This is a genomic window from Kitasatospora sp. NPDC089913 (genome assembly GCF_044748625.1).
GTDB lineage: Bacteria > Actinomycetota > Actinomycetes > Streptomycetales > Streptomycetaceae > Kitasatospora.
This window is the reverse complement of sequence record NZ_JBIVGI010000017.1, coordinates 74551-100122: the sequence shown is the minus strand read 5'-3', so window position 1 is coordinate 100122 and position 25572 is coordinate 74551. Positions and strand designations below refer to the sequence as shown.

Annotated in this window: 18 protein-coding genes; 14 read left to right on the top strand and 4 right to left on the bottom strand. The window is 75.2% G+C overall.

What is annotated here, in order from left to right:
• The first annotated feature begins 14 nt into the window (after positions 1–14).
• On the top strand, positions 15–911 hold the full coding sequence (locus ACIPYS_RS24925; protein WP_093863593.1) for an MBL fold metallo-hydrolase: 897 nt from the start codon (positions 15–17) through the stop codon (positions 909–911).
• A gap of 116 nt (positions 912–1027) precedes the next feature.
• Here ACIPYS_RS24925 and ACIPYS_RS24920 read toward each other — a convergent pair whose 3' ends face one another.
• Entirely contained in the window at positions 1028–1828 is an 801-nt protein-coding gene (locus tag ACIPYS_RS24920) for an NAD(P)-dependent oxidoreductase (protein WP_400749696.1), read from the bottom strand.
• A 64-nt stretch (positions 1829–1892) separates the two neighbouring features.
• Here ACIPYS_RS24920 and ACIPYS_RS24915 point away from each other — a divergent pair, with 64 nt between their 5' ends.
• Positions 1893–2804 (top strand): LysR family transcriptional regulator, encoded by a 912-nt coding sequence (locus ACIPYS_RS24915; RefSeq protein WP_093863591.1) that lies wholly within the window; start codon positions 1893–1895, stop codon positions 2802–2804.
• Between the two features lie 42 nt (positions 2805–2846).
• Here the strand turns inward: ACIPYS_RS24915 and ACIPYS_RS24910 are convergent, their stop codons facing one another.
• A complete protein-coding gene (locus ACIPYS_RS24910) occupies positions 2847–3107 on the bottom strand; it encodes a dTMP kinase (RefSeq protein ID WP_400749692.1) in 261 nt (86 codons plus the stop codon).
• Positions 3108–3293: 186 nt separating this feature from the next.
• On the opposite strand from ACIPYS_RS24910, the gene fxsT reads away from it, so the two are divergent.
• Both fxsT and ACIPYS_RS24900 read left to right on the top strand, forming a co-directional pair.
• Positions 3294–8138 (top strand): FxSxx-COOH system tetratricopeptide repeat protein, encoded by a 4845-nt coding sequence (gene fxsT, locus ACIPYS_RS24905; protein WP_400749689.1) that lies wholly within the window; start codon positions 3294–3296, stop codon positions 8136–8138.
• Positions 8139–8361: 223 nt separating this feature from the next.
• Positions 8362–12366 carry an amino acid adenylation domain-containing protein gene (locus tag ACIPYS_RS24900; protein ID WP_400749686.1) on the top strand — a complete coding sequence of 1335 codons (4005 nt, stop codon included), beginning with the start codon at positions 8362–8364 and terminating at the stop codon, positions 12364–12366.
• 145 nt (positions 12367–12511) lie between these two features.
• Here the strand turns inward: ACIPYS_RS24900 and ACIPYS_RS24895 are convergent, their stop codons facing one another.
• Complete coding sequence (locus tag ACIPYS_RS24895) at positions 12512–12868, bottom strand: hypothetical protein (RefSeq protein WP_093863588.1); 357 nt, start codon at positions 12866–12868, stop codon at positions 12512–12514.
• A gap of 478 nt (positions 12869–13346) precedes the next feature.
• On the opposite strand from ACIPYS_RS24895, the gene ACIPYS_RS24890 reads away from it, so the two are divergent.
• Complete coding sequence (locus ACIPYS_RS24890; protein WP_093865371.1) at positions 13347–14933, top strand: ubiquinol-cytochrome c reductase cytochrome b subunit; 1587 nt, start codon at positions 13347–13349, stop codon at positions 14931–14933.
• Positions 14934–15133: 200 nt separating this feature from the next.
• Here the strand turns inward: ACIPYS_RS24890 and ACIPYS_RS24885 are convergent, their stop codons facing one another.
• Positions 15134–15577 (bottom strand): hypothetical protein, encoded by a 444-nt coding sequence (locus ACIPYS_RS24885; RefSeq protein WP_400749681.1) that lies wholly within the window; start codon positions 15575–15577, stop codon positions 15134–15136.
• 383 nt (positions 15578–15960) lie between these two features.
• On the opposite strand from ACIPYS_RS24885, the gene ACIPYS_RS24880 reads away from it, so the two are divergent.
• The 9 genes from ACIPYS_RS24880 (at position 15961) to ACIPYS_RS24840 (ending at position 25548) form a co-directional block, all read left to right on the top strand.
• Positions 15961–16398, top strand: a complete 438-nt coding sequence (locus ACIPYS_RS24880) for a hypothetical protein (RefSeq protein ID WP_400749678.1) — start codon at positions 15961–15963, stop codon at positions 16396–16398.
• Complete coding sequence (locus tag ACIPYS_RS24875; RefSeq protein ID WP_400749675.1) at positions 16395–17489, top strand: polyprenyl synthetase family protein; 1095 nt, start codon at positions 16395–16397, stop codon at positions 17487–17489. The genes ACIPYS_RS24880 and ACIPYS_RS24875 overlap by 4 nt, the downstream gene beginning before the upstream one ends.
• A gap of 137 nt (positions 17490–17626) precedes the next feature.
• On the top strand, positions 17627–18298 hold the full coding sequence (locus ACIPYS_RS24870; protein WP_400749672.1) for a cupin domain-containing protein: 672 nt from the start codon (positions 17627–17629) through the stop codon (positions 18296–18298).
• A complete protein-coding gene (locus tag ACIPYS_RS24865; RefSeq protein ID WP_400749669.1) occupies positions 18295–19443 on the top strand; it encodes a hypothetical protein in 1149 nt (382 codons plus the stop codon). The genes ACIPYS_RS24870 and ACIPYS_RS24865 overlap by 4 nt, the downstream gene beginning before the upstream one ends.
• Positions 19440–20621, top strand: a complete 1182-nt coding sequence (locus tag ACIPYS_RS24860) for a hypothetical protein (RefSeq protein ID WP_400749666.1) — start codon at positions 19440–19442, stop codon at positions 20619–20621. The genes ACIPYS_RS24865 and ACIPYS_RS24860 overlap by 4 nt, the downstream gene beginning before the upstream one ends.
• Positions 20622–20649: 28 nt before the next feature.
• A complete protein-coding gene (locus ACIPYS_RS24855) occupies positions 20650–21522 on the top strand; it encodes a hypothetical protein (RefSeq protein WP_400749663.1) in 873 nt (290 codons plus the stop codon).
• A gap of 87 nt (positions 21523–21609) precedes the next feature.
• Positions 21610–22185 (top strand): hypothetical protein, encoded by a 576-nt coding sequence (locus ACIPYS_RS24850; RefSeq protein WP_093863581.1) that lies wholly within the window; start codon positions 21610–21612, stop codon positions 22183–22185.
• A 126-nt stretch (positions 22186–22311) separates the two neighbouring features.
• Positions 22312–24048, top strand: a complete 1737-nt coding sequence (locus ACIPYS_RS24845) for an asparagine synthetase B (RefSeq protein WP_093863580.1) — start codon at positions 22312–22314, stop codon at positions 24046–24048.
• A 135-nt stretch (positions 24049–24183) separates the two neighbouring features.
• On the top strand, positions 24184–25548 hold the full coding sequence (locus ACIPYS_RS24840) for an aldehyde dehydrogenase family protein (protein ID WP_400749658.1): 1365 nt from the start codon (positions 24184–24186) through the stop codon (positions 25546–25548).
• Positions 25549–25572 lie beyond the last annotated feature (24 nt).

Here is a 25572-nt window from a genome sequence, read left to right as displayed (position 1 = left end):
CCACGGGAGGGACCATGGAACGGATCGTGCTCGGCGAGGCCGAGGTACTGCGGGTCAGGGAGTGGGAGGGGGCGTTCATGCCCTCCGCCGACATCGTGCCCGGCGCGACGCCCGAGGACTGGGAGCGGAACGCGGAGCTGCTCGCACCCGACCACTGGAACCGCGCCGACGACACCCATCTCGGCGCCCTGCAGAGCTGGGTGGTCCGCCACGGAGGCCGCACCGTCCTGGTCGACACCGGCGTCGGGCACCGCAGGCAACGCCCGCACAACCGGCTCTTCCACGAGCGGGACAGCGACTTCCTCGACCTGCTCGCGGCCGCCGGCGTGCGGCCCGAGGACGTCGACGTGGTGGTCAACACCCATCTGCACGCCGACCACGTCGGCTGGAACACCGTGGAGCGGGACGGTGAATGGGTGCCCGCCTTCCCCAATGCCGTCTACTACCTGCCGGCCGCCGACCACGCCTCCTTCGCCCCGGACGGGCCCGGGCGCGCCGGTCCGGCGACCCGTCAGGAGGAGCGACGGCTGCTCTACGCCGACAGCATCGAGCCGGTGGTCCGCTCGGGCCGGGCGGTGCTGTGGACGGAGGGCGTCCGGCTCGACGAGGCCCTCACCCTGGAGCCCGCCCCCGGCCACAGCCCCGGCTCCTCGGTCCTGCGGCTCGACTCGCGCGGCGAGCGGGCGGTGTTCGTCGGCGACCTGCTGCACAGCCCGCTCCAGCTGGCCCGCCCCGAGTGCAACAGCTGCTTCTGCGAGGACCCGGCCATGGCCGCGGCCACCCGGCGCAGCGTCCTCGAACGGGCCGCCGACCAGCACGAGTTGGTCGTCCCGGCGCACTTCGCCGGGACGGGCGCCGCCGAGGTGCGGCGCGAGGGCTCCGGCTTCGCCGTCACCCGCTGGGCCGGCTGACGGCCGCGGCCGGGGTGCCCGTCCTCCCCCGAGGCGGACGGACACCCCGGCCCGCGGCACGGCCTGCCCGTGCGAGCCGGGCTCAGCACCCGGCCCGGCCGGCCCCCGAACCGCCCTCAGCCCCCGGCGCGGACCGCGTCCACCCAGCGCGCGAGATCCAGCTCGGCCAACTCCGGGTGGGCGAGCAGCCGTTCGCGCACCGCGCCGAGCACCGGCCCGCCGCCCGCCAGCGCCAGGTCCTTGGCCGCCAGCCGCACCGGGAAGTCGGCGTCGACGGCCCGGGCCCGTGCCACCAGCCCCCCGAGCGGCCCGGCGGCGAGCACCCCGGCCGCCAACTCCTCGGGCAGGCCGAGCGATCCGGCCAGGGCCAGCGCCTCGGCGACCACCGCCACTCCCCCGACGATCGCCCCGATCGCCACCAGCTTGAGCGCCGCACCGGCCCCGGGGCCACCGCAGTCGACCACCCGGCCGAGCCGCTCCAGCACGGGGCGGACCCGCTCCACGTCCACCGGCCCGCCGCCCACCAGGACGGTCAGCCCGCCGGTCCCGGCCGGTCCGACGCTGCCCAGCACCGGTGCGTCCACCAGGCCCACGCCGTGCGGCAGTCGGTCCCTCACCTCGGCCACCGCCCCGGGGCCCACCGAGGACATGTCGACCCACACGGTGCCGGGCTCCAGTTCGGCCACGATCTGCCGCGCGACGGCCGCCAGCGCCGCCGGATCGGCCAGCATGGTGACCACGACGCCCGCGCCACGCACCGCCGCCGCCGGGTCCGCGGCCTCCACCAGCCCCTCCACCGGCTCCGGCACCCGGCCGGGCGTCCGGTTCCACACCGTCAACGGATAGCCGCCGGAAGCGAGTCGGCAGGCCATCGGGAGCCCCATCCGGCCGAGGCCCAGAAATGCGATCTTCTCCATGGCTCCACGCTAGGAACCGCCGAGCCAGGCGACAAGCGATTGTCCCGCATGGTAGCCATGCGGAATGGACATGGCCTGGCTCGACGTCTTCCGCACCACCGCCCGACTGGGCTCGTTCACCGCCGCCGGCGAGCAGCTGGGGTTCACCCAGTCCGCGATATCACGTCAGATCGCGACCCTGGAGGCGGAGTTCGGTGTCCAGCTGTTCGACCGGCTGGCCCGCGGCGTCCGCCTCACCGAACACGGCCGGACGCTGCTGCCGCACGCCGAGGCACTGCTGGACCGGCTGGACGGCACCCGCCGCGACCTCGCCGCGCTCACCGGCCTCGGCCTCGGCCGCCTGCGGATCGGCGCCTTCGACAGTGCCAACGCCGCCCTCGTCCCGGCCGCGCTGGCAGCCTTCCGGACGGCGCATCCGGGGATCGGCATCTCCCTCGCCGAGGGCCTCTCGGCACAACTGCTCGACCGGCTGCGGGACGGCGCGATCGATCTCGCGGTGGTCGCCGGCTACCCCGGACACCCCTACGACACCGAGCTGTTCGACCTCCGCCCCCTGGCCGAGGACCCGGTGCTGGTGGCCCTCCCCCCGGACCACCCGCTCGCCGGCCGGGAGCGGCTGCGGCTCGTCGAACTCGCCGACGAGCCCTGGATCGCCGCCAGCAGCCGGGCCGAGTCCACCCTGCTCGCCGCCTGTGTCCGCAGCGGCTTCCAGCCCCGGATCGCCTACGAGGTCGGCGCCTGGACGGCGAAACTCGGCCTGGTCGCCGCCGGGTTCGGCGCCACCCTGATCCCCGCCCTGGCCGCCCGCGCCACCCGACCGGACATCGCGCTCGTCCCGCTCCACCCCGAGGACACCCCGGTCCGCCTGGTCCGCACCGCGACGCTCCGGACCCGCTCCGCGCCTCCCGCCGTCACCGCCTTCCTCCCGCACCTCGCCCGCGCGGCGGCCGCACGACCGCCCCGGCCCCGGCCCTGACTCCGGCCCTGATTCCGGCCCCGGGCCCGCCCCGGCCCGGGCTCACGACCGACCCCGTCGGCGCGGCCCCGCCGGAGGTCCGGCGGGGTCCGGACGGCTCCCCGCCAGCAGGGCGGACAGGGCCGCCGTGTGGGTGCGCAGCAGGCTGGCCACCCGCCGGTCCCCGTCCCGGAGGAAGGGCAGCACCAGCAGGGCGGGCACGGTCGCCAGCACGGCCACCGCCAGGACGGGGGCGAGCAGGGCCACCAGCAGCACCCGCTGCAGCGGGCCGAGCGTACGCGGAGTGAGGGTCAGCACGGTCATGTCGGATTCTCCGTTCCCGCCGGGACGGCCCTCCCGGCTCAGGTCTTCGGGAACGACGCTGACAGGCGGACGAGTTCATCGCCGTTGTTCACCGGGACACCCCTGGCAACGGGCCGAACAACCGGTGGTTGTTCGGTGATAATGCCGAACAACGAGCTGTCGGTCGGGCGGGGTCCGGGGGGACGAGTGGCGCAGGCGAACCAGGGCGGCCGCCCGTTCGGCCCGGTCCGGGCGGAGAGCCCCGAGGCGGAGGAACTCGCCGACTTCCTCCGCCACCTGGTGGTCGCCGCCGGGCGGACGGTGGCGGACGTCGCCCGGACGGTCGGGCGGGCACCCGGCACCGTGAGCGGCAACCTCTCCGGCCGCGTGCCCACCGAACAGTTCGTCCGCGCGCTCGTGGCGGCCACCACCCGCGACCCGCGCGACCTCCGCCGGGCCCTCAACCTCCTGGAGGCCGCCCGCCACCCCGCTCCGCCCCGCACCCGCCCCGGCGGCCTGCCCGGCGGCGGCCTGCCCGGTGGGAGCATCGAGGAGCAGCACGGTTATCTGGAGGCCCTCTACCACCAACTCGGCCAGGCCAAGGAGCAGCGCGACGAACTCCGGCTGGCCCTGGAGAACACCGAGAAGATCGTCACCGTCCTCCTGATCATGCTGGCCACACTGCAGCACCGGGTCGGCGAGCTGACCGAGGAACGCAACCGGCTGCTGGGGCACCGACGGGAACTCGCCCGCCTCGTCTCCACCCAGCGGCAGCTGGTCGACGCCCACGACCGCGAACGGCGGGCGATGGACGAACTGGTCCGGGCCGAGACCCGGCGCACCGAGGTCGAGGGGCTGCTCTCCCAGGTGCTCGACCAGATGGGCCGGCTGACCGAACGGGTCGCCCTGCTCCAGGACTCCGACGGCGGGCGGCCCGGCGACCACCGGACGGACCTTCCACTCGCGCCCGCCGGGAGCACCGAGGATCCGCTCGGCGAGGACATCGACCGGGCGCTGGAGCGGCTGGGCGCGATCAACGAGGAGGGTGACCGCACGGTCAGGCGTCTCGCCGACGCGTGGGACGCCCGGGCGGCCGCACCCCTCGGACCGGCTCCCGGCCGAACCGAGCGGGAACCGGACCCCGCCCACACCACTCCCAGCGCCAACGGCCGGGTCGTCACCTTCTACTCCTACAAGGGCGGCACCGGGCGCACGACGATCACGGCGAGCTGTGCCTGGATCCTGGCCGCCAACGGCCTGCGGGTGCTCGCCGTCGACTGGAACCTCGCCGCACCGGGTCTGCACCACACCTTCCACCCCTTCCTCGAAGCCGAGGACCCCGAAGCCGAGCGCACGGAAGCCGAGAACACCGCCGCCGCTGGCCGGCACCTCGTCGGCCTGCTCCGTTCCCTGGACGCGCCCGAGGACCCGGTGGCACGCCCCGCCTGCGTCCTCGACCACGTCCGCCCCCTCCGACGGACCGGGCTCCCCGGCAACGGGCGGCTCGACCTGCTCACCGCAGGGGACGCCTTCGCCGACGGTGCGGACGACCTCCTCAGCAGGGCCGCGACGGACGACCTCGTCGAAGCCCTGGGCCAGGACCTCCGCCACCACTACGACTACGTCCTGATCGACGCCCCCACCGGCCGGTCCCACGCCACCGACCTCTGCGCCGTCCGGCTGCCGGACGACCTGGTGGTCTGCTTCACCATGAGCGTCCAGTCCATCGACGGGGCCTCGCGGGTGGCTCAGCAGGTCCGTCGGAGCGACCGGGACGAGGGCGTCCGGGTCCTGCCCGTGCCCACTCGCGTCGACGACGGCGAGAAGGAGAAGGCCGACGCCGGCCGGTCCCACGCCCGGCAGCGCTTCGCCGGTCTTCCGGCCGGCCTGACCGACGAGGAGCTGACCGACTACTGGTGCGCGGTGGAGGTGCCCTACCGGCCCTACTACGCCTTCGAGTCGATCCTCGCGCCCCCCGACGAACGCCCCGAACGCCCAGACCGTCCAGACCGTCCAGACCGTCCGGGCACCGTCCTGACCGCCTTCGAGCGGCTCGTCTCCGTCCTGACCGACGGCCGGGTCACCACCCTGCCGCCGCTGGACGAGGAGGTGCGGCTGCGCCACCTGGACGCCTTCACCCGGCGCCGCCCGGCCGTTCCCGAGGACCTCCTGCTCTTCTGCCTCGACGCGGACCGGACCTGGGCGGACTGGATCGGAGCGGTCCTCACCCGGGCGGGCTGCCGGGTGACGACCGACGCCGGGGCCGGGGCCGAGACCGGGGCCAGGACCGTGGCCGTCCTCTCCGGCGCGTCCCAGAACTCGCGCCGACTCCAGGAGTTGTGGGAGCGGACGGCGGAGTACGACCCCGCCGGCGACCGAGGTCCGCTGGTCCCGGTCCGGGTCGACGACACCCGGTTCAGCCTGCCGGTCAGCCACCGGAACCCGGTCGATCTGGTCGGCCTCGACGAGGCGGAGGCCGTGCAGGTCCTGCTCGCCGCCCTGGGACTGCCCGGTACCCCGGCAGCGGAACCGGGCGGCGACGCCCCTCGCTTCCCCGGCCGACGGCCCACGGTCTGGGAAATGCCTCCCCGCAACCCGTACTTCACCGGACGTACGGCCGTCCTGGACCTTTTGCGCGACCGGTTCAGCGGCGGAGCCGGGTCGACGCCGGCCGGTGTCCAGGTGCTGCTGGGTCTCGGCGGCATCGGCAAGACCCAGATCGCCCTGGAGTACGCGCACCGCTTCGCGGCCGAGTACGACCTGGTGTGGTGGATCAGTGCCGAACAGTCCGAGCTGATCACCGTCGCCCTCGCCGAACTGGCGGAGCGGCTCGGCCTCCAGGTCGGCGACTCGGTCAGCGCGGCCATGGAAGCCGCCCGCGACGCGCTGGGGCGCGGTGAACCGCACTCGCGCTGGCTGCTGGTCTTCGACAACGCCGACGAGGTCGACGAGGTCGTGCGCTACCTGCCCGGCGGCTCCGGTCACATCCTGCTCACCTCTCGCCACTCCGGCTGGTCGAGGCGGGCCGAGGCACTGGAGGTCGACGTCTTCGAGCGGGCCGAGAGCGTCGAGCACCTGGCCCGTCGCCTGCCCGACATCTCACCCGAGGAGGCCGGGCAGGTCGCCGAGGCGGTCGGTGACCTGCCGCTGGCGGTCGAGATCGCGTCCGCCTGGCTGGCGGAGACCGACACCACCGTCGCCGCCTATCTCGCGCAGTTGCGCACCGAGTCCGTCCGGGTGCTGTCCATGGCCGCCGCGCCCACCGACTACCCGACCCCGGCCGACGCCGCCTGGAACATCTCCATCGCCCGACTGCGCGAACAGTCCCCGGCCGCCGTCCGGCTGCTCCAGCTCTGCGCGTTCCTGTCCGCCGAGCCGATCGCGATGCCCCTTCTCTACAGCGACGAGATGGTCCGCGCCCTCGTCCCGTACGACGCCGACCTCGGCGACCGGTTCATGCTCGGCTCGGTGATCCAGGCCATCAGCCGGTTCGCCCTGGCCAAGGCGGATCCGGGCCGACAGACCCTTCAGGTCCACCGGTTGGTCCAGTCGACGCTGCTGGCCACCTTGGCCGAGGACGAACGACGGACCGCCCGCCACGCGGTGCACCTGGTCCTCGCGGGGGCGCGACCGGTGGTCGGCGAGACCGACGACCCGGCCAACTGGCCCGCCTACGACCGGATCTGGCCCCACCTGATGCCCTCGGAGGCCCAGGACTGCGACGACCCCGACACCCGGCTGCTCCTCATCGACCGGGTCCGCTACCTCCGGACCCGCGGGGACCTGGACGCGGCGCTCCAGCTCGGCCGGACACTGGACGCGCACTGGAGCACCAAACTGGGCGAGGACGACCGGCAGACGCTGGTGCTCCGCTACCACCTGGCCGCCGTGCTGCGCTCCCGGGGCGACTACACCGAGGCCCTCGCCCTGGACGAAGGCGTGCTGGAACGCCAACGGGCCGCCTTCGGCGAACACCACGCCTACACCCTGATGACCGCCGGCTCGCTCGCCGCCGACCGGCGGGCCACCGGTCGTTTCGACGCCGCGCTGGCCCTCGACCTCGGCACCCTCGAACAGTTCCGCGAGCTGTTCGGGGACGACAACCCGCTCACCCTGTCCACGGCCAACGACCTGGCACTCGACCACCGCTTGACCGGCGACCTGACGACCGCCCGCGACCTCGACCGGGAGACCTTCGAGCGACGGACGACCGTCCTCGGCCCGCTGCACCCGGCCACCCTCGTCAGCAAGGCCAACTGGGCCCGGGGGCTGCGTGAACTCGGCGACTACCGTTCCTCGTCGGAGGTCCTCCGGGAGGCTCTCACCCAGCTCCACGAGGTCCTCGGTCAGGACGCGCCGGAATGCCTGAGCACCGCCGACTCGCTCGCCGTCGGCCTGCGCCTGCTCGGCCGGACCGAGGAGGCCCGGCAGCTCGCCGAGGACACCTACCACCGCCACCTGCAACCGCACGGCCCGGACACACCCGCCGCACTGGCCTCCGCGCTCGACCTGGCCGCGATCCTCGGCGCCTGCGGCGACCACGAGGCGGCTCGGGACCTCGCGAGCGGCGCCTACGAAGGCCACCGAGGGCGGTTCGGCCCGCTGCACCCCTTCACCCTCGCCTGTGCCGCCAACCTCGGGCTGTACCGGCGCCGCTGCGGCGACCTCGGAGCGGCCGTCCCGCTCGGGCAGGAGGCGGTCCGCGGACTGACCTCCACGGTCGGGCCGGATCACCCGTCCACGCTGAACGCCATGCTCACCCTGGCCAATTCCCTTTCCGCGGCCGGGGACCAGGAGCAGGCCGAGGAGCTGGGCCGAGCCGCTCTCCGGGGACTGTCCGAGCGGTACGGCCAGGAGCATCCCGACACCGCGGTCTGCCGGGCGAACCTGGCCGTCACCCTGCGCCGCCAGGGCCGCCGGCAGGAGGCCGTCGAGCTGCGGTCGGAGGCACTGGCCGCGATCACCCGCCTCCTGGGAGAGGAGCACCCGCACCTGCGGTCCGTTCTCGAATGGCTGCAGATCGACCGGGACCTCGAACCCCAGCCGTTCTGACCGGACCGGGACCGCGCCCCGGGCGTCCGGGACCGCGCCCGGGACGCGGGCGGGACGCGGGCGGGACCGCACCGGCCCGGAAGGGGGACCGCCCCGGGCCCGAAGCGGGGCCGGGAGACGGCCACCGCCCCGGGTGTCCGGGACAGCGGGCGGCGGACCTTGGGAGTCACGCCCGGTCCGCGCACCGGGCGGCCCCATCGGCCCGAGCCCAGGGAACCCCGTCATGACCGCACAGTCCGTCCTGTTCGCCACCCTCCTCGACGCCCGCCGCTCCGTCTGCCTGCCGGACCTGCTCCGCGCCCAGGCCGCCGCCCGCCCCGACGCCACGGCGGTCACCGCCCCGGCCGAGAGCGGCCCCGGCACCGGCCCCGGCACCACCGGCGCCCGGCTGAGCTTCCGCGAGCTCGCCGACGCCGCCGACGCGCTCGCCGCGCACCTGCACCGGCTGGGCGTGGCCACCGACGACTGCGTCGGCCTGTACACCGAACCCTCCCTGGCGCTGATGACCGGCGCCTGGGGCATTCTGCACGCCGGCGCCGCGTACCTGCCGCTCTCCCCCGAGTACCCGGAGGAGCGGCTCCGTTGGATGATCGAGTCCAGCGGGACCAGGGTGGTCGTCGCCCAGGAGCACCTGCGGTCCCGGCTGGCCGAGCTGGTCCCGGCCGGCACCCGGATCGTCACCGCCGCCGACCTGCCGGCCCCGGACGCGCCGCCGTCGGCGACCGCGGGCGCCCACCCCATCCCGCACCAGGCCCACGCCCCGGCCGGTCCAGCCCCCGAATCGCTGGCCTACGTCATCCACACCTCCGGCAGCACCGGCCGCCCCAAGGGCGTGATGATCGAGCACCACAGCATCGTGTCGCAGCTGCGCTGGCTGGCCGACGCCGGTCATCTGGGCCCGGACACCACCGTGCTGCAGAAGACGCCGATGAGCTTCGACGCGGCGCAGTGGGAGATCCTCGCGCCCGCCGCCGGCGCGCGGGTGGTGATGGGCGCGCCCGGCGTCTACCGGGACCCGGAGGCCCTGATCGACACCGTCCTCGCGCACGGCGTGACCACCCTCCAGTGCGTGCCGACCCTGCTCCAGGCCCTGCTCGACACCGAGCGGCTGGCCGGCTGCACCGGGCTGCGCGGGCTGTACTCCGGCGGCGAGGCGCTCTCGGTCCGGCTGGCCCGGGCGCTGACGGCGGCGCTGCCGGGCGCGGAGCTGGTCAATCTGTACGGCCCGACCGAGTGCACCATCAACGCCACCGCCCACCGGATCGACCCGGAGACCCTCGGCGACGGCGCCGGTTCGGTGCCGATCGGCGTACCGGTGGACCGCACCCGCTGCTTCGTCCTGGACGAGGGGCTGGCGCCGGTGGAGGTCGGCGCGACCGGTGAGCTGTACATCGGCGGCGTCCAGCTGGCCCGGGGCTACCTCAACCGGCCGGACCTCACGGCGGAGCGCTTCGTCGCCTCCCCGTACCTGCCGGGCGAGCGCCTCTACCGCACCGGCGACCTCGCCGAGTGGAACCCGGACGGCACCCTGCAGTGCGCCGGCCGGGTGGACAACCAGGTCAAACTGCGCGGCTACCGGGTCGAGCTGGACGAGATCGCGCTCGCCGTCGAGGAGCACCCCTGGGTGCGCCGGGCCGCCGCGGTGGTCACCGACGACCCGCGGACGGGCCACCGCAACCTGGTGGCCTGCGTGGAGCTGAACCCCAAGGAGGCCGCCCTGATGGACCAGGGCAAGCACGGCGGCCACCACCGGTCCAAGGCGAGCAAGCTCCAGGTCCGGGCCCAGCTGTCCAATCCGGGGCTGCGCGGCCCGGCCGAGCTGGCCGGCCGGCCGGTGGTCGCCCTCCCGGGGCGCCGGGAGAGCGACCGGCAGCGGCGGGAGACCTTCGCCCGCAAGACCTACCGCTTCTTCGAGGGCGGCCCGGTCACCCGGGACGACCTGCTGGCGCTGCTCGCCCCGCCGCGCCGGACCACCCCGCCGGACCGGGCCCCGACCGCCGTCACCATCGCCGAACTCGGCCCGGTACTGCGGTGGTTCGGCCAGTTCCACAGCCCCGAGCGGCTGCTGCCGAAGTACGCCTACGCCTCCCCCGGCGCGCTGTACGCCACCCAGCTGTACCTGGAGACGGACGGCTCGCACGGCCTCGCGGCGGGCGTGCACTACTACCACCCGGTCGACCACACCCTGGTCCGGGTCGGCGACCGGGCGGCCGGGGGTGCGCCGCTCGCGCTGCACTTCCTCGGCCGGCGCGGCGCCATCGAGCCGGTGTACCGCGACAACATCCAGGAGGTGCTGGAGTTCGAGACCGGCCACATGCTGGGCGTGCTGGAGGAGGTGCTGCCGGAGTACGGGCTGGCGGTGCGTCCGCTGGGCCACGAGCCCGCCGTCCAGCGGCGGCTGGACGTCGCCGAGGAGGACCACTACCTGGGCAGCTTCGCGATCGTCCCGGAGGACGGGCGGCCGCGCCCGGAGGACACCGAGCTGTTCGTCCAGGCCCATCCGGGCGGGGTCGACGGCCTGCCGGCCGGTCTGTACCGGTACGAGGGCGGCGAACTCACCAGGATCTCCGACGAGGTGGTGGAGTCCCGGCACGTCATCGCGATCAACCAGCAGGTCCACCGGCGGGCGGGCTTCGGCATCACCGCGGTGAGCCGGGCCGCCGAACCGTGGCTGGAGTACATCGGTCTGGGCATCCGGCTGCACCGGCTGCAGCGCAACGCTCTCGGCTTCGGGTTCATGTCCTCGGGCTACAGCTCGAAGAGCGGTCACCCGCTGCCCGCCGCCCGCCGGATCGACGCGGTGCTGGCCGGGTGCGGCATCGCCGGCGGCCCGTCGTACTTCTTCCTCGGCGGCCGGGTGAGCGAGGAGCAGATCCGCAGCGAGGGCATGCGGGAGGACGCCGTGCACATGCGCGGCCCGGCGGAGCTGATCAGGGACGAGCTTGTCGCCCTGCTGCCGGACTACATGGTCCCCAACCGGGTGCTGGTGCTGGACGAGCTGCCGCTGACCGCCAACGGCAAGGTGGACGCCAAGGCACTGGCCGCCGCCGAGCAGGTCAGGGACGCCGCCACCGGCGCGCCGTTCGTGGCGCCGGCGACGCCGACCGAGCGCCGGCTGACCAGGATCTGGGCCGCCGCGCTGAAGTACGGGACCGTCTCCGCGGCGGACGAGTTCTTCGCGGCGGGCGGCAACTCGCTGATCGCGGTGGCGCTGGTCAACCGGGTGAACCGGGAGTTCGGCGTCCGGCTTCCGCTCCAGGTGCTGTTCGAGTGCCCCCGGCTCGCCGATCTGGCGGCCAGGATCGACACCGCCGGGATCGACAAGGCCGGGACCGGCACGGCCGTGGCGGGCGGCGCGGGAGGCGAGCACGCCGCGACGGACCGCGCCCCGGAGCGCGGGGACGCCGCCTCCCGGCTGGTGCCGCTGCACCGGGGCGGTACCGGCGACCCGGTGTTCTGCTGGCCCGGACTGGGCGGCTACCCGATGAACCTGCGTCCGCTCGCCGGGCGTTCGGGCCGGCCGTTCTACGGCGTCCAGGCGTACGGCATCAACCCCGGGGAGACGCCGTACCCGACCGTCCGGGACACGGCGGCGGCCGACCTGGCGCAGATCCGGGCGGTCCGTCCGGAGGGGCCGTACACCCTGTGGGGGTACTCCTTCGGCGCCCGGGTGGCCTTCGAGGCGGCCTGGCAGCTGGAGCGGGCCGGGGAGCGGGTGGCCGCGCTCGTGCTGATCTGCCCCGGCAACCCCGAGCTGCGCCGGGCGGACGGGGAGCGGTACGGACGCGAGTCCTCCTACCGCAACCCGGCGTACCTGACCATCCTCCACTCGGTGTTCACGGGTTCCGTCGGCGGTCCCCGGCTGGCCGAGTGCCTCGCCGAGGTGCGGGACGAGGACGGCTTCGCCGCCTTCGTCCACCGGACGCTGCCGGAGCTCGACGAGGAGCTGATCCGTCGGGTGGCCCGGATCGTCGGGGAGACCTACGAGTTCGAGTACACCTTCGGCGAGCTGGCCGAGCGGCGGCTGTCGGCCCCGGTGACCGTCCTCAAGGCCACCGGCGACGACTACTCGTTCATCGAGGGCAGCTCCGGCTGGTCGGCCACCGGCCCGACCACGGTCCGGCTGACCGGGGACCACTACGGCGTGCTGCGGGAGGAGGGCGTCGACGAGCTGGCGGCCGCGATCGCCGCCGCCACGAGCGGGGGCGGGGACGGGAGCACGTCCTGACCCCGCGGCCGCAGGCGCCCGGGGACCGTCGGAACCGGTCCCCGGGCGCCTGCGCGCCGTCACCGGCGGGTGCGCCCCGCCCTCCCCCTCACCGGCGGGCGCGACCCGCCGGCCGCGCGCCGGGCGGACCCCGGGCGGTCCGCCGTCACCCCCACCACTGCTCGGGGACCCCGGCCGGCTCTCGGCCGCCCTCGCCCGGGGCGTCGGTCGCGGCGACCCGGACCGGACGCGGGGCGGTGACGAGCAGTCCGTCCGGCCCGGCCGGCGCGACCCGGTAGCCGGACTCGCGCAGTACGGCGGCGACCGCGCCGGTCACCGCGGCCCGGATGCCCTCGGCGGGCGGCGGCTGGTCGGCCGCCGCCTGCTCGGCGGGCGGCCAGTCGATCAGCACCCCCTGCGGGCCATGGCCGATCCGCAGCCCGGAGGGCCCGCGGTCGATGTCGAAGCCGGCCCGGGCCAGGTCGGCTGTCACGTCCTCGAAGAGTTCCCGGTGATCCACCATTGGCGCAGCGTAGGCCCGCTCCCGCACCCTCCCCGGGCACGGCGCGCGCCAGAACGTCCCGGCGCGTCGTCAACAGCACCCGAGCGCAGCATCCGAGCCGGAGCGGAGGCGGACTCCGGACGTCCCGTCACGGCCCCGCCACCGCCCGCCCAGCACCCCGGGAACCCCCCGGACGGGCCGACACGAGCGGCCGGACGGGCCGATGGACGTGCACAGTCGGCGCGCTCCCGACAGCATGACAGAGTAAGCGCTCCATCACTTTGAGCAACGGGGGCGGCGGGTCGCCGGATCCGCGCGCCGGACTGTCCGGCACCCCCGTATCGAGAGGTCCGATGATCACATCACTCCACCGGCCGGCCGTGACGCGGCCGGGCGTCCAGGACATGCCGCGGCGGACACCGGGGAGCCCGTCGTGAGAGCCGACCAGCAGTCGACCCCGGGGCCGGTCACCAGCACCCGCGCGGCGCCCGCCAACAAGGTGGAGGCGCTCGTCGACTGGGCCGACGGACGGCTCGGAATCTACGGCCTGTCCAAGTCCAATCTGCGCAAGATCTTCCCGGACCACTGGTCCTTCATGCTGGGCGAGATCTGCCTCTACACCTTCGTCATCATCATCCTGACCGGGGTCTGGCTGACGCTCTTCTTCATCCCGTCCATGGGCGAGGTGACCTACGCGGGCAACTACGTGCCGCTCCAGGGTGTCCCGATGTCGGAGGCCTTCGCCTCGACGATGCGGATCAGCTTCGACATCCGGGGCGGCCTGCTGATCCGCCAGATCCACCACTGGGCCGCGATCGTCTTCGTGGCCGCGATGTTCGTGCACATGATGCGGGTCTTCTTCACCGGAGCGTTCCGCAAGCCGCGCGAGATCAACTGGATGTTCGGCGCGGGCCTGCTGATCCTCGGCATGTTCGACGGCTTCATGGGCTACTCGCTGCCCGACGACCTGCTCTCGGGCACCGGCATCCGGTTCATGGAGGGCGCGATCCTCGCGGTGCCGATCGTCGGCACGTACCTGATGTTCTTCATCTTCGGGGGCCAGTTCCCCGGCCACGAGATCGTGCCGCGGCTGTTCACGGTGCACGTGCTGCTGATCCCGGGCATCATGCTCGGGCTGCTGGTGGCCCACCTGATCCTGGTCTTCTACCACAAGCACACCCAGTTCGCCGGGCCCGGCCGGACCAACGACAACGTGGTCGGCATGCCGCTGATGCCGGTCTACATGGCCAAGGCGGGCGGCTTCTTCTTCCTGGTGTTCGGCGTGGTGTCCGCGATGGCCGCGATCGCCACCGTGAACCCGATCTGGATGTACGGCCCGTACCGCCCGGACCAGGTGTCCACGGACGCCCAGCCGGACTGGTACATGGGCTTCTCCGAGGGCCTGATCCGGATCATGCCGGGCTGGGAGATCGGCCTGTGGGGCCACACCCTCAACATGGGGGTGTTCGTCCCGCTGATGATCTTCCCGCTGGTGCTGGTGGCGATCTGGTCCTACCCGTTCCTGGAGGCCTGGATCACCGGGGACCGGGGCGAGCACCACATCGCCGACCGGCCCCGCAACGCGCCGGTGCGCACCGCGTTCGGCGCCGCCTGGATCAGCCTCTACCTGGTCCTGCTGGCCGCCGGCGGCAACGACCTGATCGCCACCCACTTCCACCTCTCCATCAACTCGATCACCAACGCGACCCGGATCGGCTTCTTCGTCGCCCCGGTCATCGTCTTCGTGATCACCAAGCGCTGGTGCCTGGGCCTCCAGCGCCGGGACAAGGAGAAGGTGCTGCACGGGCGGGAGACCGGCGTCATCAAGCGGCTGCAGCACGGCGAGTTCATCGAGGTGCACGCGGCGCTCCCGCCGGAGCGGCTGCACACGCTCACCGCGCACGACCAGCCGCAGCCGTTCGAGCTGCCGGCCGAGGTGGACGAGAACGGCGTGGCCCGCAAGGCCGGGCTGCTGGCCCGCACCCGGGCCAAGCTGGCCCGCGGCTTCTACGGCGAGGGCAGCCAGATCGCCAAGCCGACCGCCGAGGAGCACCAGGAGATCAGCAGCGGCCACGGCCACCACTGATCCCGTCCGCACCGCCGTCCGCGGACCGCACGACCGGGCCCGCCGCACACCCCCCGGTGTTCGGCGGGCCCGGTCGCGCCGGCGGCGGGTGAGCCCCTGCCACGGTCCGGCACCGGCGCTCCGAGCACCGGCGCTCCGACACCGGCGCTCCGCGAGACGGGCCGGCGATCCCGGCCCGACGATCCCCTCCCGGCGGCCGGTCAGCCGTGCAGGGCGACCGGGACGACGGCGAGCAGGGCCGCGGCGAACGCCACCGAGAGGCAGACTGCCGCCCAGCGGGCGCAGATCCGCCGGCACTCGGCGCGGTAGCGGGCGGCCAGCGCGCGGCAGCGGCCCACCGCCCGGTCGACCACCTCCTCCGCGTACCGGAGGCGGTCGTCGGTGTACGCCTGCTCCAGGGCCTCCCGGTCGTCCGGCCCGAGCCAGGGGAAGCGGTCGGCGAAGGCCCGGGCGTCGCGCCGGGCCGCCGCGACCTCCGCCTCCCAGGCGAGGTAGCCCTCCAGCCGGGCGATCTCCAGTCCGGGGTCCACCGCCGGCCGGCCCGCGCCCGGCCGACCCTCGCCCGGGGCGGCCGGGCGCCCGGTCCGCCGCTTCGCCTCCGGCCGGGCGCCCCGCGCCTTCGGCGGACGCTGTCTGCCACCCATGACCGCTCCTTCTCCTGTGCCGTCCCGTACTGTCAGGTGCTGCCGTCCTCCGCCCCCGGCGGATCTCTCCGCACCCCACGGTGGATCACTCCGTGCACCCCCCGGTGGATCACTCCGCGACCAGGCAATCACTATCAGTGACCGGACGGGCGGGAAGCCCCGACTCGCCGGGCCGCCCCGGCCGCACCCGGCGCGCGCACACCGCCGCACGCCGGGGCGACTCCGGCGCACCACGGCCCGTGCGTGCGCCCGGTTCCGCCATCGTGCCGCCGTGGACACGCTCCGCACACAACCGTGTACCATCGGCGATCGGTACGGCGCCCCGCCGCGCGCCGACCCGGACCGCCCCGGCCCCGGCCGGGGGGCGAACCAGGAGGTCAGCGATGCCCGATGCCGGTCGGTTCAGCGATTTGGGCGAGCAGGGCTCGCGCGCGGTGATGGAGGCCGCGGCCGTCCTGGAACGGGAGCTGTCCGCCGGGATCGCCGACGCCAAGGCGGCGACCGACCGGCTGACCGACGAGCACCGCGTCGACCAGGAGGAGTTCGACCGCCTGGTGGGCCGGGTCTCGGAGAACACCCACCAGCTGATCGACGCGGTCAGCGAGCGCGTCCTCGCCGGCACCACCGGCGAGGTGTCCGAGCAGGCCCAGCGGCTCGCCGCCAACGCCCACGACGTGCTCGACCTGCTGCTCCGCCTCAGCTCGCTCGCCCCCGGCCTCGCCGATCAGGGCCTGCGGAACGCCTTCGGGCCGCAGGACGGGCCGCGGGCCGCCGACGGCGGAACCGGCGGCGCGGAACCGGACGAGCGGCCCGGCGGGTGACCACCGCGGCCGGACGCCCCGCCGTCGGCGCGCCGCTGGTCGAGCGCGTCCTGGCCCGGTACCGCGAGCGCACCCTCGCCGAACTCCTGCGCCACATCCCCGAGCAGAGCCCGCCCTACCTCTACGACCTGGCCGCCGACTACCCGACCCGCCCCTGCAAGGGCCTGCGGGCCGCGCTCTGCCTGGCCACCTGCGCCGCGTTCGGCGGCCGCCCCGAGCGGGCCCTCAACCCGGCCGTCACCGTGGAGCTGTTCCACAACGCCTTCCTCGTCCACGACGACATCCAGGACGGCAGCGAGCTGCGCCGGGGGAAGCCCACACTCCCCGCCCGGTACGGCGTGGAGGTCGCGCTGAACGTCGGCAACGCGACCAACCTGCTCGGCCTGCGGCGGGTGATGGCCAACCGCAGGGCGCTCGGCGGGGAACTGGCCTGGCGGCTGTTCGAGGAGACCGAGCTGATGTGCCGCCAGTCCCTGGAGGGGCAGGCCGTGGAGATCGCCTGGATCCGGGACAACGCCTGCGGGCTGACCAGCGCCGACTACTACCGGATGTGCCTGAAGAAGACCTCCTGGTACACCTTCCTCTACCCGTGCCGCTCCGGCCTGCTGGTCGCCGAGGGGGCCGGTACGGACGCCGACCGGCTGGACCGCTTCGGCTGGTACCTGGGCGCCGCCTTCCAGATCCAGGACGACGTGCTCAACCTGGTCGGCGCGGCCGAGGAGTACGGCAAGGAGATCGCCGGCGACCTCTGGGAGGGCAAGCGGACCCTGATGCTGATCCAGCTGCTGGAGCGCGCGACCCCGGCCGAACGCGCCCGCGTGGTACGGCATCTGAGCCTCACCCGGTCGCAGCGCGGTCCCGGGGCGGCCGAGGACGTGGCCTGGCTGCTGGACCGGATGACGGCCTACGACTGCGTGGCGCACGCCCAGGAGGCGGCGGCCGGACTGGTCGCGGCGGCCGCCCGGGAGATCGAGTCCGTGCTCGGCGCGGCCCCCGCGGCGCAGGCCGCCGACGGGGACGGCGAGGAGGCCGCCGAGGCCCGCGGGTTCCTGCTGGCGCTGCCCGCGTTCGTGGTGGCCCGCGGCCGCTGATCCCGCTCGCCCCTGGGCGTTGTCACCCCGGGTGCGTAAGATCCGGAACGTCGGTCCCGGACGGCGGGAACCGACCGCGCGACGCCCCGCGTCACCGGGGGTGACGTGGCAAGGGTCGAGGTGGGGGTGGGTGGCCGATGTCCGTACGATCGGGGCTGCGGGAACTCGAGAAGCTCGCCGGGCGGCTGCCGGCCGGGGCGGAGCTCTACCGGCTGCGGCCGGACGGCCGGGTGCTGCTCGCGGACCGGGACGGCGCACGGGAGTTGGGACCGGAGGCCGCGCACGGGCCGGCCGGCGAGGAACTGCTGCGGTTCATCGACGAGGGCCAGTTCGCCCACTACCTGGTGGGTGACGCCAAGACCTCGCCGGAACGGCCCTCGAACGCCACCTACAAACTCGGCATCGTCGCCCCGCGCAGCGCGTTCACCCCGCACGCGCACGGCGGCGAGCACCTGGTGCTCAGCCTCGGCCACGCCGCCTGCGGCCTGTACGACGCCGAGCGGCGCCGGGTGGTGGAGGTGCCGCTGACACCGGGGCTGCTGATCCGGATACCCGAGCTGATGCCGCACTCCTTCGCCAACCGGGGCCGCGAACCGCTCAACATCCTGGCCGCCAACACCGGGTACGGCATCGACCACGAGGACTACGCGATCACCGCGGCCGAGGCCGAGCGCCGGTCGGAGACCGAACTCGCCGAGGCGCTGCGGGCGGTGGAGCGCGGGCAGCGGATCGGCACGGTCGGCCGGCGGGAGCGGCTGGCCGCCGGGCTGCGGCGGCTGGCGGCCTCGCTGGAGGAGTCCTCCCGATGAAGTGCCCGCGCTGCGAGACCGATCTGCCCGGCAGGATCCGCGCCGGCCGCACCTGCTGGCGCTGTCAGCGGCGGTTCGCGCTGGAGCCGAAGTACACCCGGGGGCTGCACGACCTGCGGCTGCGGCGCACCGTCGAGCGGCTGGGCGACGACGGCCGGGTCGTCCTGACGGTCGAGCAGCTCCGCTGGGCGCACCACGAGCGCGGGCGGCCGTCGCCCCTGCCCCGCAAGGACCCGCCGGGGCGGCCGGCCGAGCCCCGGTTCGAGGGCGCCGGCGTGCTGGCCTTCTGTCTCGGCATGGGCACCGGGCTGCTCACCGTCGCCTGGTTACTGGTCACCCGGCTGCCGGCCGCGATCATCCTGGCCGCCGTGGCCGGCTTCTTCGGGCTGGCCCTGCTCGGGGCGATGGCGAAGGACGGGGTCCGGCTGCTGCGCCGCAAGCGGATCCGGGCCGACTGGGAACTGGCCGAGCGACAGTGGCAGTTGCGGCGCGAGCTGCTGCGGCGGCAGGAGGACGCCTGGACGGCGCCGCTGACCGACCGCCCCGACTGGACCGAGGCGGAGTTCCGGAGCAAGGTCCTGAGCCCCTGGGCCGAGGTCTACGGCGGCCTCCCGGACGGGGTGGTCGCGGACGCGGCCGTCCGGCCCTCGGTCTCGGCCGGGACGCCGACGCTCGCGGTCCTCTGCCCGGACCGGACGGTCACCGCCTTCCTGTACGCCAACACCTTCGCCGTGCGCTACCGGGCGGTCCTCGTCGCCACGACGGCGGAGCTTCCGGAGGACCTGCCCGTGGTGGTGCTGCACGACGCCTCCCCGGAGGGCCTGCTGCTGGTGCGGGAGGCCAGGACCGCCAGGCCGGGCGTCCCGGTGGTGGACGCCGGGCTGTCGGCCCGCACCGCGGTGGCGGCCGGGGACCGGGCCGTCCAGCTGTACCGGCACCGGGAGCGCGCGGCCCTGGCGGAGCTGCTCGCCCGGCTGCCCGGACTGTCCGAGGGGGAACGCCTCTGGCTCGCCGCCGGGTTGTGGAGCCCCCTGGTGGCGGTGCCGCCCAAGCGGCTGCTGACGATGGCCGAACGGGCCGCCGAGCGGGCGCTGCACGGAAGTGTCGGATTCCTCAGCTGGCCGGTGCCGGAGGTACCGCGATGATCTGCCCGCACTGCTCGAAGGACCTGCTCCAGCGCCAGCGGACCGGTCGCCGCTGCACTTACTGCCGCAAGGAGTTCGCACTCGACCCCAAGACGGACGGCACCGGGCTGCACGACGTGCGGATCCGCAAGGCCGTCGCGAAACTCTCCGACGGGGGCCGGCTGACCGTCACCGCCGGGCAGCTGAACCACTCCCTCCAGCACCGGGGGCGCCCGCCGCAGAAGTTCCGGGGCGACAAGGCCGTCGGGACCGGGCTGGTCGTCCCCGGGGTGATCCTGACCCTGATCGCCCTCACCACGATCCTCACCCCGTTCGGCCCGTGGATCCTGGTCCCGGCCCTCCTGCTGATCGGCTCCGGCATCCGCCAGTGGATGCTGTCGGACGTGCCCGCACCGGACGAATCGGTCCACTCCCGCTGGACCGTGGACGAGTTCCGCACCACCGTGCTGGACCGGTGGCGGACCGTCTACGGCGCCCTGCCGCCCGGGCTGGTGGACGACGGGCTGGTCCCGCCCGGGCCGCCGCCCGCCCGGCCGGCCTTCGTCCTGCTCTGCCCGGACCGCACGGTCACCGCCTTCCTGCACGCCAACCGCTACCCCGAACGGCACCGCGCGCTGGTCGTGCGGGACCTGCGCGAGGTCCCGGCCGGACTCCCGCTGGTGGTGCTGCACGACGCCTCGCCCCAGGGCCACCTGCTGGCCGCCGACGCCCGCGCCGCCCGCCCGGGGACACGGGTGCTGGACGCCGGACTGTCGGTGCGCACCGTGCTGGTCGACCAGACCAAGTACATGCTGCTGCGCGACCTCTACCGCTCGGAGGAGCTGTACGTCCGGCTGGAGCGGGCGGTGCCGGAGCTGACCGGCAGCCAGCGGGCGTGGTTCGCCGAGGGCTGGTGGACCCCGCTCGCCGCACTGGCCCCGAAGCGGCTGCTGGCCGTCGCCGACCGGGCCGCCGAACGGATCACCGCGCCGCCCGCGCCCAGGGACCCGGCCGCCCCGCGGACGGGACCGGTTCGCTCCCCGGCGGCGGGACGGCCGGAGAACCCGCTGGAGACCCGTCGCCGGGCGCTCGCGGTCGGCTTCATGAGCTGGCCCGAACCCGAGCCGGACGGCCCGCCCGGGAGCGCCGGCGGCCCCGGACCGGACGGCCGCCCGGACCTCGGCAAGGGCCCCGCGTGAGCGCGGGGACGACGAAAGGCAGGAACCCATGACGCTGCGTCCGCTCCTGGACGGCGCGCTGACCGTCGCCGCCGGCCGGGCCGGGGCGCCCGGCGGGCTGCGGTACACCGAGCGGCAGCTCTACTACGAGCTGTGCCGGGTACTGCAGCCGCTGCACGCCGGGCCGCGCCGGATCCCGTACACCCTGGCGCCGCCCGTGCGGTACGCCCGGTTCGCCGCCGCGCTGGCCGCGCGCCGGGACGAGCTGCCCGGCCTGCTGCCGCCCGCCGCGCCCCGGCCGGCCGGCCCCCGCGCGGCCGCCGCCGAGGAGCCGGACCTCTACGACTACGGGCTGCCCCGGCTGCTGGTCTGCCAGAGCCGGGAGATCACCGCGATGCTGATCGCCAACGACCTGCACCTGGAGACCGCCTGCCCGATCCTCCCGGCCGACGAACTGCCGCTGGACGACCGGCTGGTGGGCGCGCTGGAGCGGGCCGGTGGTGCGGTGGTGCACGTGCTGCACGACGCCAGCCCGTCCGGGCTCGCCTGCTTCGAGCAGGTGAAGGCCGCGTACGGATCGGCGGCCGGACCGTCGGCGGCCGAGGCGACGGAGGCCGGGCCGACGGGCGTGCGGGTGCGCTCGATGGGCCTGGTGCCCCGGCACGCCGGCACCCTGCACCTGACCTCCGGGCGCGGCCCGCACGGCCACCGGGGTGCCCTGCCCGCCGGGCTGCGCCCCGAGGAACGGGCCTGGCTCGGCAGCGGCCGGACCATCGAACTGGCCGCCGTCGCGCCGGCCCGGCTGCTGCACACCGTGATCCGCCGGCTGCGCGGCGGCGGAACGGCCGGACCGCGCCGCGCCCCGCTGCACCGGCGGGTCCGCGCCGTGCGCGGCAGCGGATTCCTCAGCTGGCCGGCCTGAACCCGCGCCACCCCGGCCCGCCCCGCGGGCACCGCCCCACCCGTACCCACCGTCCGACCTGCCCGAGTCTGTGAGGACCCCGCACCCATGAGCAACGCACGCCATCTGGGCTACCGCGACGAACTGCTGGCGGACGGCCAGGTCCACCGCCGGTACGAGGACGGCCGCAGCGAGTGGCGCCGGCGCGGCACCGACCGGCAGATCCACTGGCACGACAGCATCGGCCGCTCCGGCACCGACGAGCCGCTCGGCCGAGACCTGGTCAAACGGCGCTACGCCGACGGCACCGCCGAGTACGGTCGCGACCTCGGCTACGGCCGCACCGTGTGGGGCAACGGACGGCTGGTCACCCTCAACCGCAGCTCCTTCGGCGGACGGCTCGGGGTGGTGGTCGGCGCCCTCGGGGTGGCGGGCGTCGCCGCGATCACCGCCGCCCAGCTGCCGCCCATGGCGCTGTCCGAGGCCGAGGAGGAGGAACTGCGCCAGCAGGCCCGCCAGCAGGCCGCCTCCTCACCCGGCGGTGACGGCGGCAGCGGCGGGAGTGTCGACATATCAGCGGGCGGCGACGGATCCGGGGGCCACGACGGGGACCACGGCTCCCCCGAGGACTTCGGCGACTGGGGCGACTCCGACGACGGCTGGGACGGCGACGACTTCGGCTGAACCGCCACCCCCGGCCGCCGGTCGCCCGACCCCTCGACGGCCGGAAGCCGCCGGCCGCCCGGCCACCCCGCCGACCGCCCGCGCACCACCCGCGGGCCGCCGTCCGACGAAAGGCACCGCTCCACCATGCCCCGCTGCTGCGCCCTCGCCGGCCCCGACGCCGACCGGGCCCGCGCCCACCTCGCCGCACTCACCGGCGGCACCGCGCCGAACGGCGCCCAGGCCGCCCTCCTCCCCGCCGAACCCGGCTTCGCCACCGGCCCGTTCACCGTCGACGGCCGCACCGCCGTCGGCGAGGTGACCCTGCACAACCGGCCCGTCCTGCTCGCCGCCCTCGCTGCGGCCGGCTCCCCCGTCCCCGCGGACCTGCCCGACGGCGAACTGCTGCTCCGGCTGTGGCTCCGGCTCGGCACCGACGGCCTGCGGCAGGCCGACGGGATGTTCGCGCTCGCCGTCGTCGACGGCGCCGACCTGGTCCTGATCCGCGACCACGCGGGCACCCGCACCCTGTTCCACGCCCGCGCCGACGGGTGCTGGGCCGCGTCCACCTCGCTCCGCGCCCTGCGCCACTGGCCCGCGCTCGGCACCGGTCTCGATCTGGCCGCCGTCCGCTCCTTCCTCACGTTCGCCTACCTGCCCGGCGAGGAGACCCTGCTGCGCGGCGTGCGCGAGGCCCTGCCCGGCCGGGTGCTGCGGCTCACCGCCGACGGCGGAACCCACCAGGAGCCGTTCTGGGAACCCGCCGAGCGCCTGCCCGAGGGCGAGGCCCCGCCCGCCGAGGAGTACGCCCGGGAGCTGCGCGCCCTGCTCGAAGGGGCCACCGCGCGACGGCTGCCGACCGGCGGCCCGGTCGGCGTGCTGCTGTCCGGCGGCGTCGACAGCTCGCTGGTCACCGCGCTCGCCGCCCGGCTGCACGACCACCCGGTGCACACCTACTCGATCAGCTTCGGCGACCGGCTGCCCAACGAGCTGGGGTACTCCGGACTCGTCGCCGACCACTGCGGCACCCGGCACCGGATCCTCACCGTCTCCGGCGAGGAGGTCGCCGCCCGGCTCGCCGACACCGTCGCCCTGCTCGACAGCCCGGTCGGCGACCCGCTGACCGTGCCCAACCTGATGCTCGCCGAGGCCGTCGCCGCCGACGGGATCACCGTCTCGCTCAACGGCGAGGGCGGCGACCCGGTCTACGGCGGCCCGAAGAACCTGCCGATGCTGGTCCACGAGATGCACCGCGACGACCCCGCGCCCGAGGTGCGGGCCGAGGCCTACCTGCGCTCCTACCGCAAGTGCTACGAGGACCTGCCGCTGCTGCTCACCGGCGAGACCCTGCGCGCGCTGGCCGACGAACCGCAGCCGCGCCGCTTCGTCGCCCCGTACCTCTCCCCCGGACCGATGCACTCGCTGCTCAACCAGCTGCTGCACTGCAACCTGCGGACCAAGGGCGCCCACCACATCCTCACCAAGGTCGAGCGGCTCACCGCCTCGCGCGGGGTGCAGGGCCGTTCACCGCTGTTCGACCGGCACGTCGTCGACCACGCCTTCGCCACCCCGCCGACCCTCAAGCTGCGCGGCACGGTGGAGAAGTGGATCCTCAAGGAGGCCGTCCGCGACCTGCTGCCGGGCGCGGTCGTGGACCGGCCGAAGAGCGGCATGCGGGTCCCGGTCCAGCAGTGGCTGCACGGGCCGCTGCGCGACCTGTCCGCCGAGCTGCTGCTCGGGCGCACCGCGCGCGAACGCGGCCTGGTGCGACCGGACACCGTGCGCACCTGGATGCGCCGGGAGGGCACCCTGCTGCCGCGCCAGGGCGGGAAGCTCTGGCTGGTGCTCACCCTCGAACTCTGGCTGCGCGCCTACGACCTCTGACCCCCGGTCGTCCTCCCTGGCCGAGCCGTCCACCGTTCCCGCCCGACCCTTCCGACCCCACCGTTCCCGCTCCGCCCTTCCCGCTCCACCGTTCCCGCTCCACCGTTCCCGCCGACCCGGCCCGGAGGCCCCGTCATGGCACCGTCCACCGTTCCCGCCGTCCCCGAACTCCACCTGATCGACCCGCGCACCGGCCACACCCGGGGCACCCTCGTCCCGGCACGCTCCGCGCAGGTCACCGAGACCGTGGCCCGGGCCCGCGCCGCCGGACCGCGCTGGCGCGCGCTCACCCCGCGCGAGCGCGAACGCCGCCTCGACGCGCTGGCCGACCTGATCGAGCGGCACCTCACCGAGTACACGGTGCTGGAGCAGGCCGGCACCGGCAAGCCCGAGGCCGAGGCCGCCGCCGAGGTCCGCGAGGTCGCCGACCTGTTCCGCTTCTACGCGGGGGCCGCCCGCACCGGCACCGCCCCCGCCGCCGGCCGCTACCTGCCGGGGCACGAGAGCTGGGTGCGCTGGGAGCCGGTCGGCGTGGTCGCGGCCGTCGTCCCGTGGAACTACCCGCTGCTGATGGCCGCCTGGCGCTGCGCCCCGGCCCTCGCCGCCGGGAACACCGTGGTGCTCAAGCCCGCCGAGACCACCCCCGACTCGGCGGCGCTGCTCGCCGCCCACGCCGCCGAGGCGCTCGGCGAGGACGTGCTGACCGCCCTGGCCGGCGACCGCGAGAGCGGCCGGCTGCTGGTCGCCGCCGCCGTGGACCTGATCGCCTTCACCGGCAGCGCGGCCGCCGGCGCCGACATCGCCGCCCGGGCCGGCCACCGCCGGGTCAGCCTGGAGCTCGGCGGCAACAGCCCGGTCCTCGTCCTGCCCGACGCGCCCGCCCACACCTGGTCCGCGCTCGCCGCCGCGTGCACCTACAACGCCGGCCAGAGCTGCGCCGCGCCCGCCCGGGTGATCACCCTCACCGAGAACTACGAGCGGACCGTCGCCGCCCTCGCCGCCGCCCTCGGCACCCGTGAGGCGGGCCGGGACTTCGGCCCGCTCAACAACCCCGACCAGGCCGCCCGGTACGACAAGCTGCTCGCCGCCTCCGCGGCCGGGCGCTCGCTGCCCGCGCCCGGCCGCGGTGACGGCCTGTGGCGTCCCGCCCGGCTGCTCGCCGACCTGCCGGACGACGACCCGGCGGTGCTGGAGGAGGTGTTCGGGCCGCTGCTGACCGTCCAGCACGCGCCCACCGTCGAGGCCGCGCTCGCGCTCGCCAACGGGGTGCCGCAGGCCCTCGCCGCCAGTGTCTGGACCGCCGATCTGTCGACCGCCCTCGACCTGACCGCCCGGCTGGACGCGGGCGAGACCTGGATCAACTGCCACCTCGCCCAGAGCGCCGAGCTCCCGCACAGCGGCCGCGGCACCTCCGGCCAGGGCGTCGACCTGTCCACCCTCGCCCTGCACGAGTACCAGCGCCCCAAGACGGTGACCGCCCGTCTCCGCGAGGGTGCCTGAGCCCCCGGCAGAGTTCCTGAGCCC

Bases quoted from the DNA above. Each gene is read 5' to 3' on its own strand.
- ACIPYS_RS24920 (WP_400749696.1), bottom strand. From the start codon at position 1,828: ATGGAGAAGATCGCATTTCTGGGCCTCGGCCGGATGGGGCTCCCGATG.
- ACIPYS_RS24845 (WP_093863580.1), top strand. From the start codon at position 22,312: ATGCCCCGCTGCTGCGCCCTCGCCGGCCCCGACGCCGACCGGGCCCGC.
- ACIPYS_RS24850 (WP_093863581.1), top strand. From the start codon at position 21,610: ATGAGCAACGCACGCCATCTGGGCTACCGCGACGAACTGCTGGCGGAC.
- ACIPYS_RS24885 (WP_400749681.1), bottom strand. From the start codon at position 15,577: ATGGGTGGCAGACAGCGTCCGCCGAAGGCGCGGGGCGCCCGGCCGGAG.
- ACIPYS_RS24910 (WP_400749692.1), bottom strand. From the start codon at position 3,107: ATGACCGTGCTGACCCTCACTCCGCGTACGCTCGGCCCGCTGCAGCGG.
- ACIPYS_RS24860 (WP_400749666.1), top strand. From the start codon at position 19,440: ATGATCTGCCCGCACTGCTCGAAGGACCTGCTCCAGCGCCAGCGGACC.
- ACIPYS_RS24925 (WP_093863593.1), top strand. From the start codon at position 15: ATGGAACGGATCGTGCTCGGCGAGGCCGAGGTACTGCGGGTCAGGGAG.
- ACIPYS_RS24870 (WP_400749672.1), top strand. From the start codon at position 17,627: ATGTCCGTACGATCGGGGCTGCGGGAACTCGAGAAGCTCGCCGGGCGG.
- ACIPYS_RS24840 (WP_400749658.1), top strand. From the start codon at position 24,184: ATGGCACCGTCCACCGTTCCCGCCGTCCCCGAACTCCACCTGATCGAC.
- ACIPYS_RS24900 (WP_400749686.1), top strand. From the start codon at position 8,362: ATGACCGCACAGTCCGTCCTGTTCGCCACCCTCCTCGACGCCCGCCGC.
- ACIPYS_RS24880 (WP_400749678.1), top strand. From the start codon at position 15,961: ATGCCCGATGCCGGTCGGTTCAGCGATTTGGGCGAGCAGGGCTCGCGC.
- ACIPYS_RS24915 (WP_093863591.1), top strand. From the start codon at position 1,893: ATGGACATGGCCTGGCTCGACGTCTTCCGCACCACCGCCCGACTGGGC.
- ACIPYS_RS24865 (WP_400749669.1), top strand. From the start codon at position 18,295: ATGAAGTGCCCGCGCTGCGAGACCGATCTGCCCGGCAGGATCCGCGCC.
- ACIPYS_RS24895 (WP_093863588.1), bottom strand. From the start codon at position 12,868: ATGGTGGATCACCGGGAACTCTTCGAGGACGTGACAGCCGACCTGGCC.
- ACIPYS_RS24855 (WP_400749663.1), top strand. From the start codon at position 20,650: ATGACGCTGCGTCCGCTCCTGGACGGCGCGCTGACCGTCGCCGCCGGC.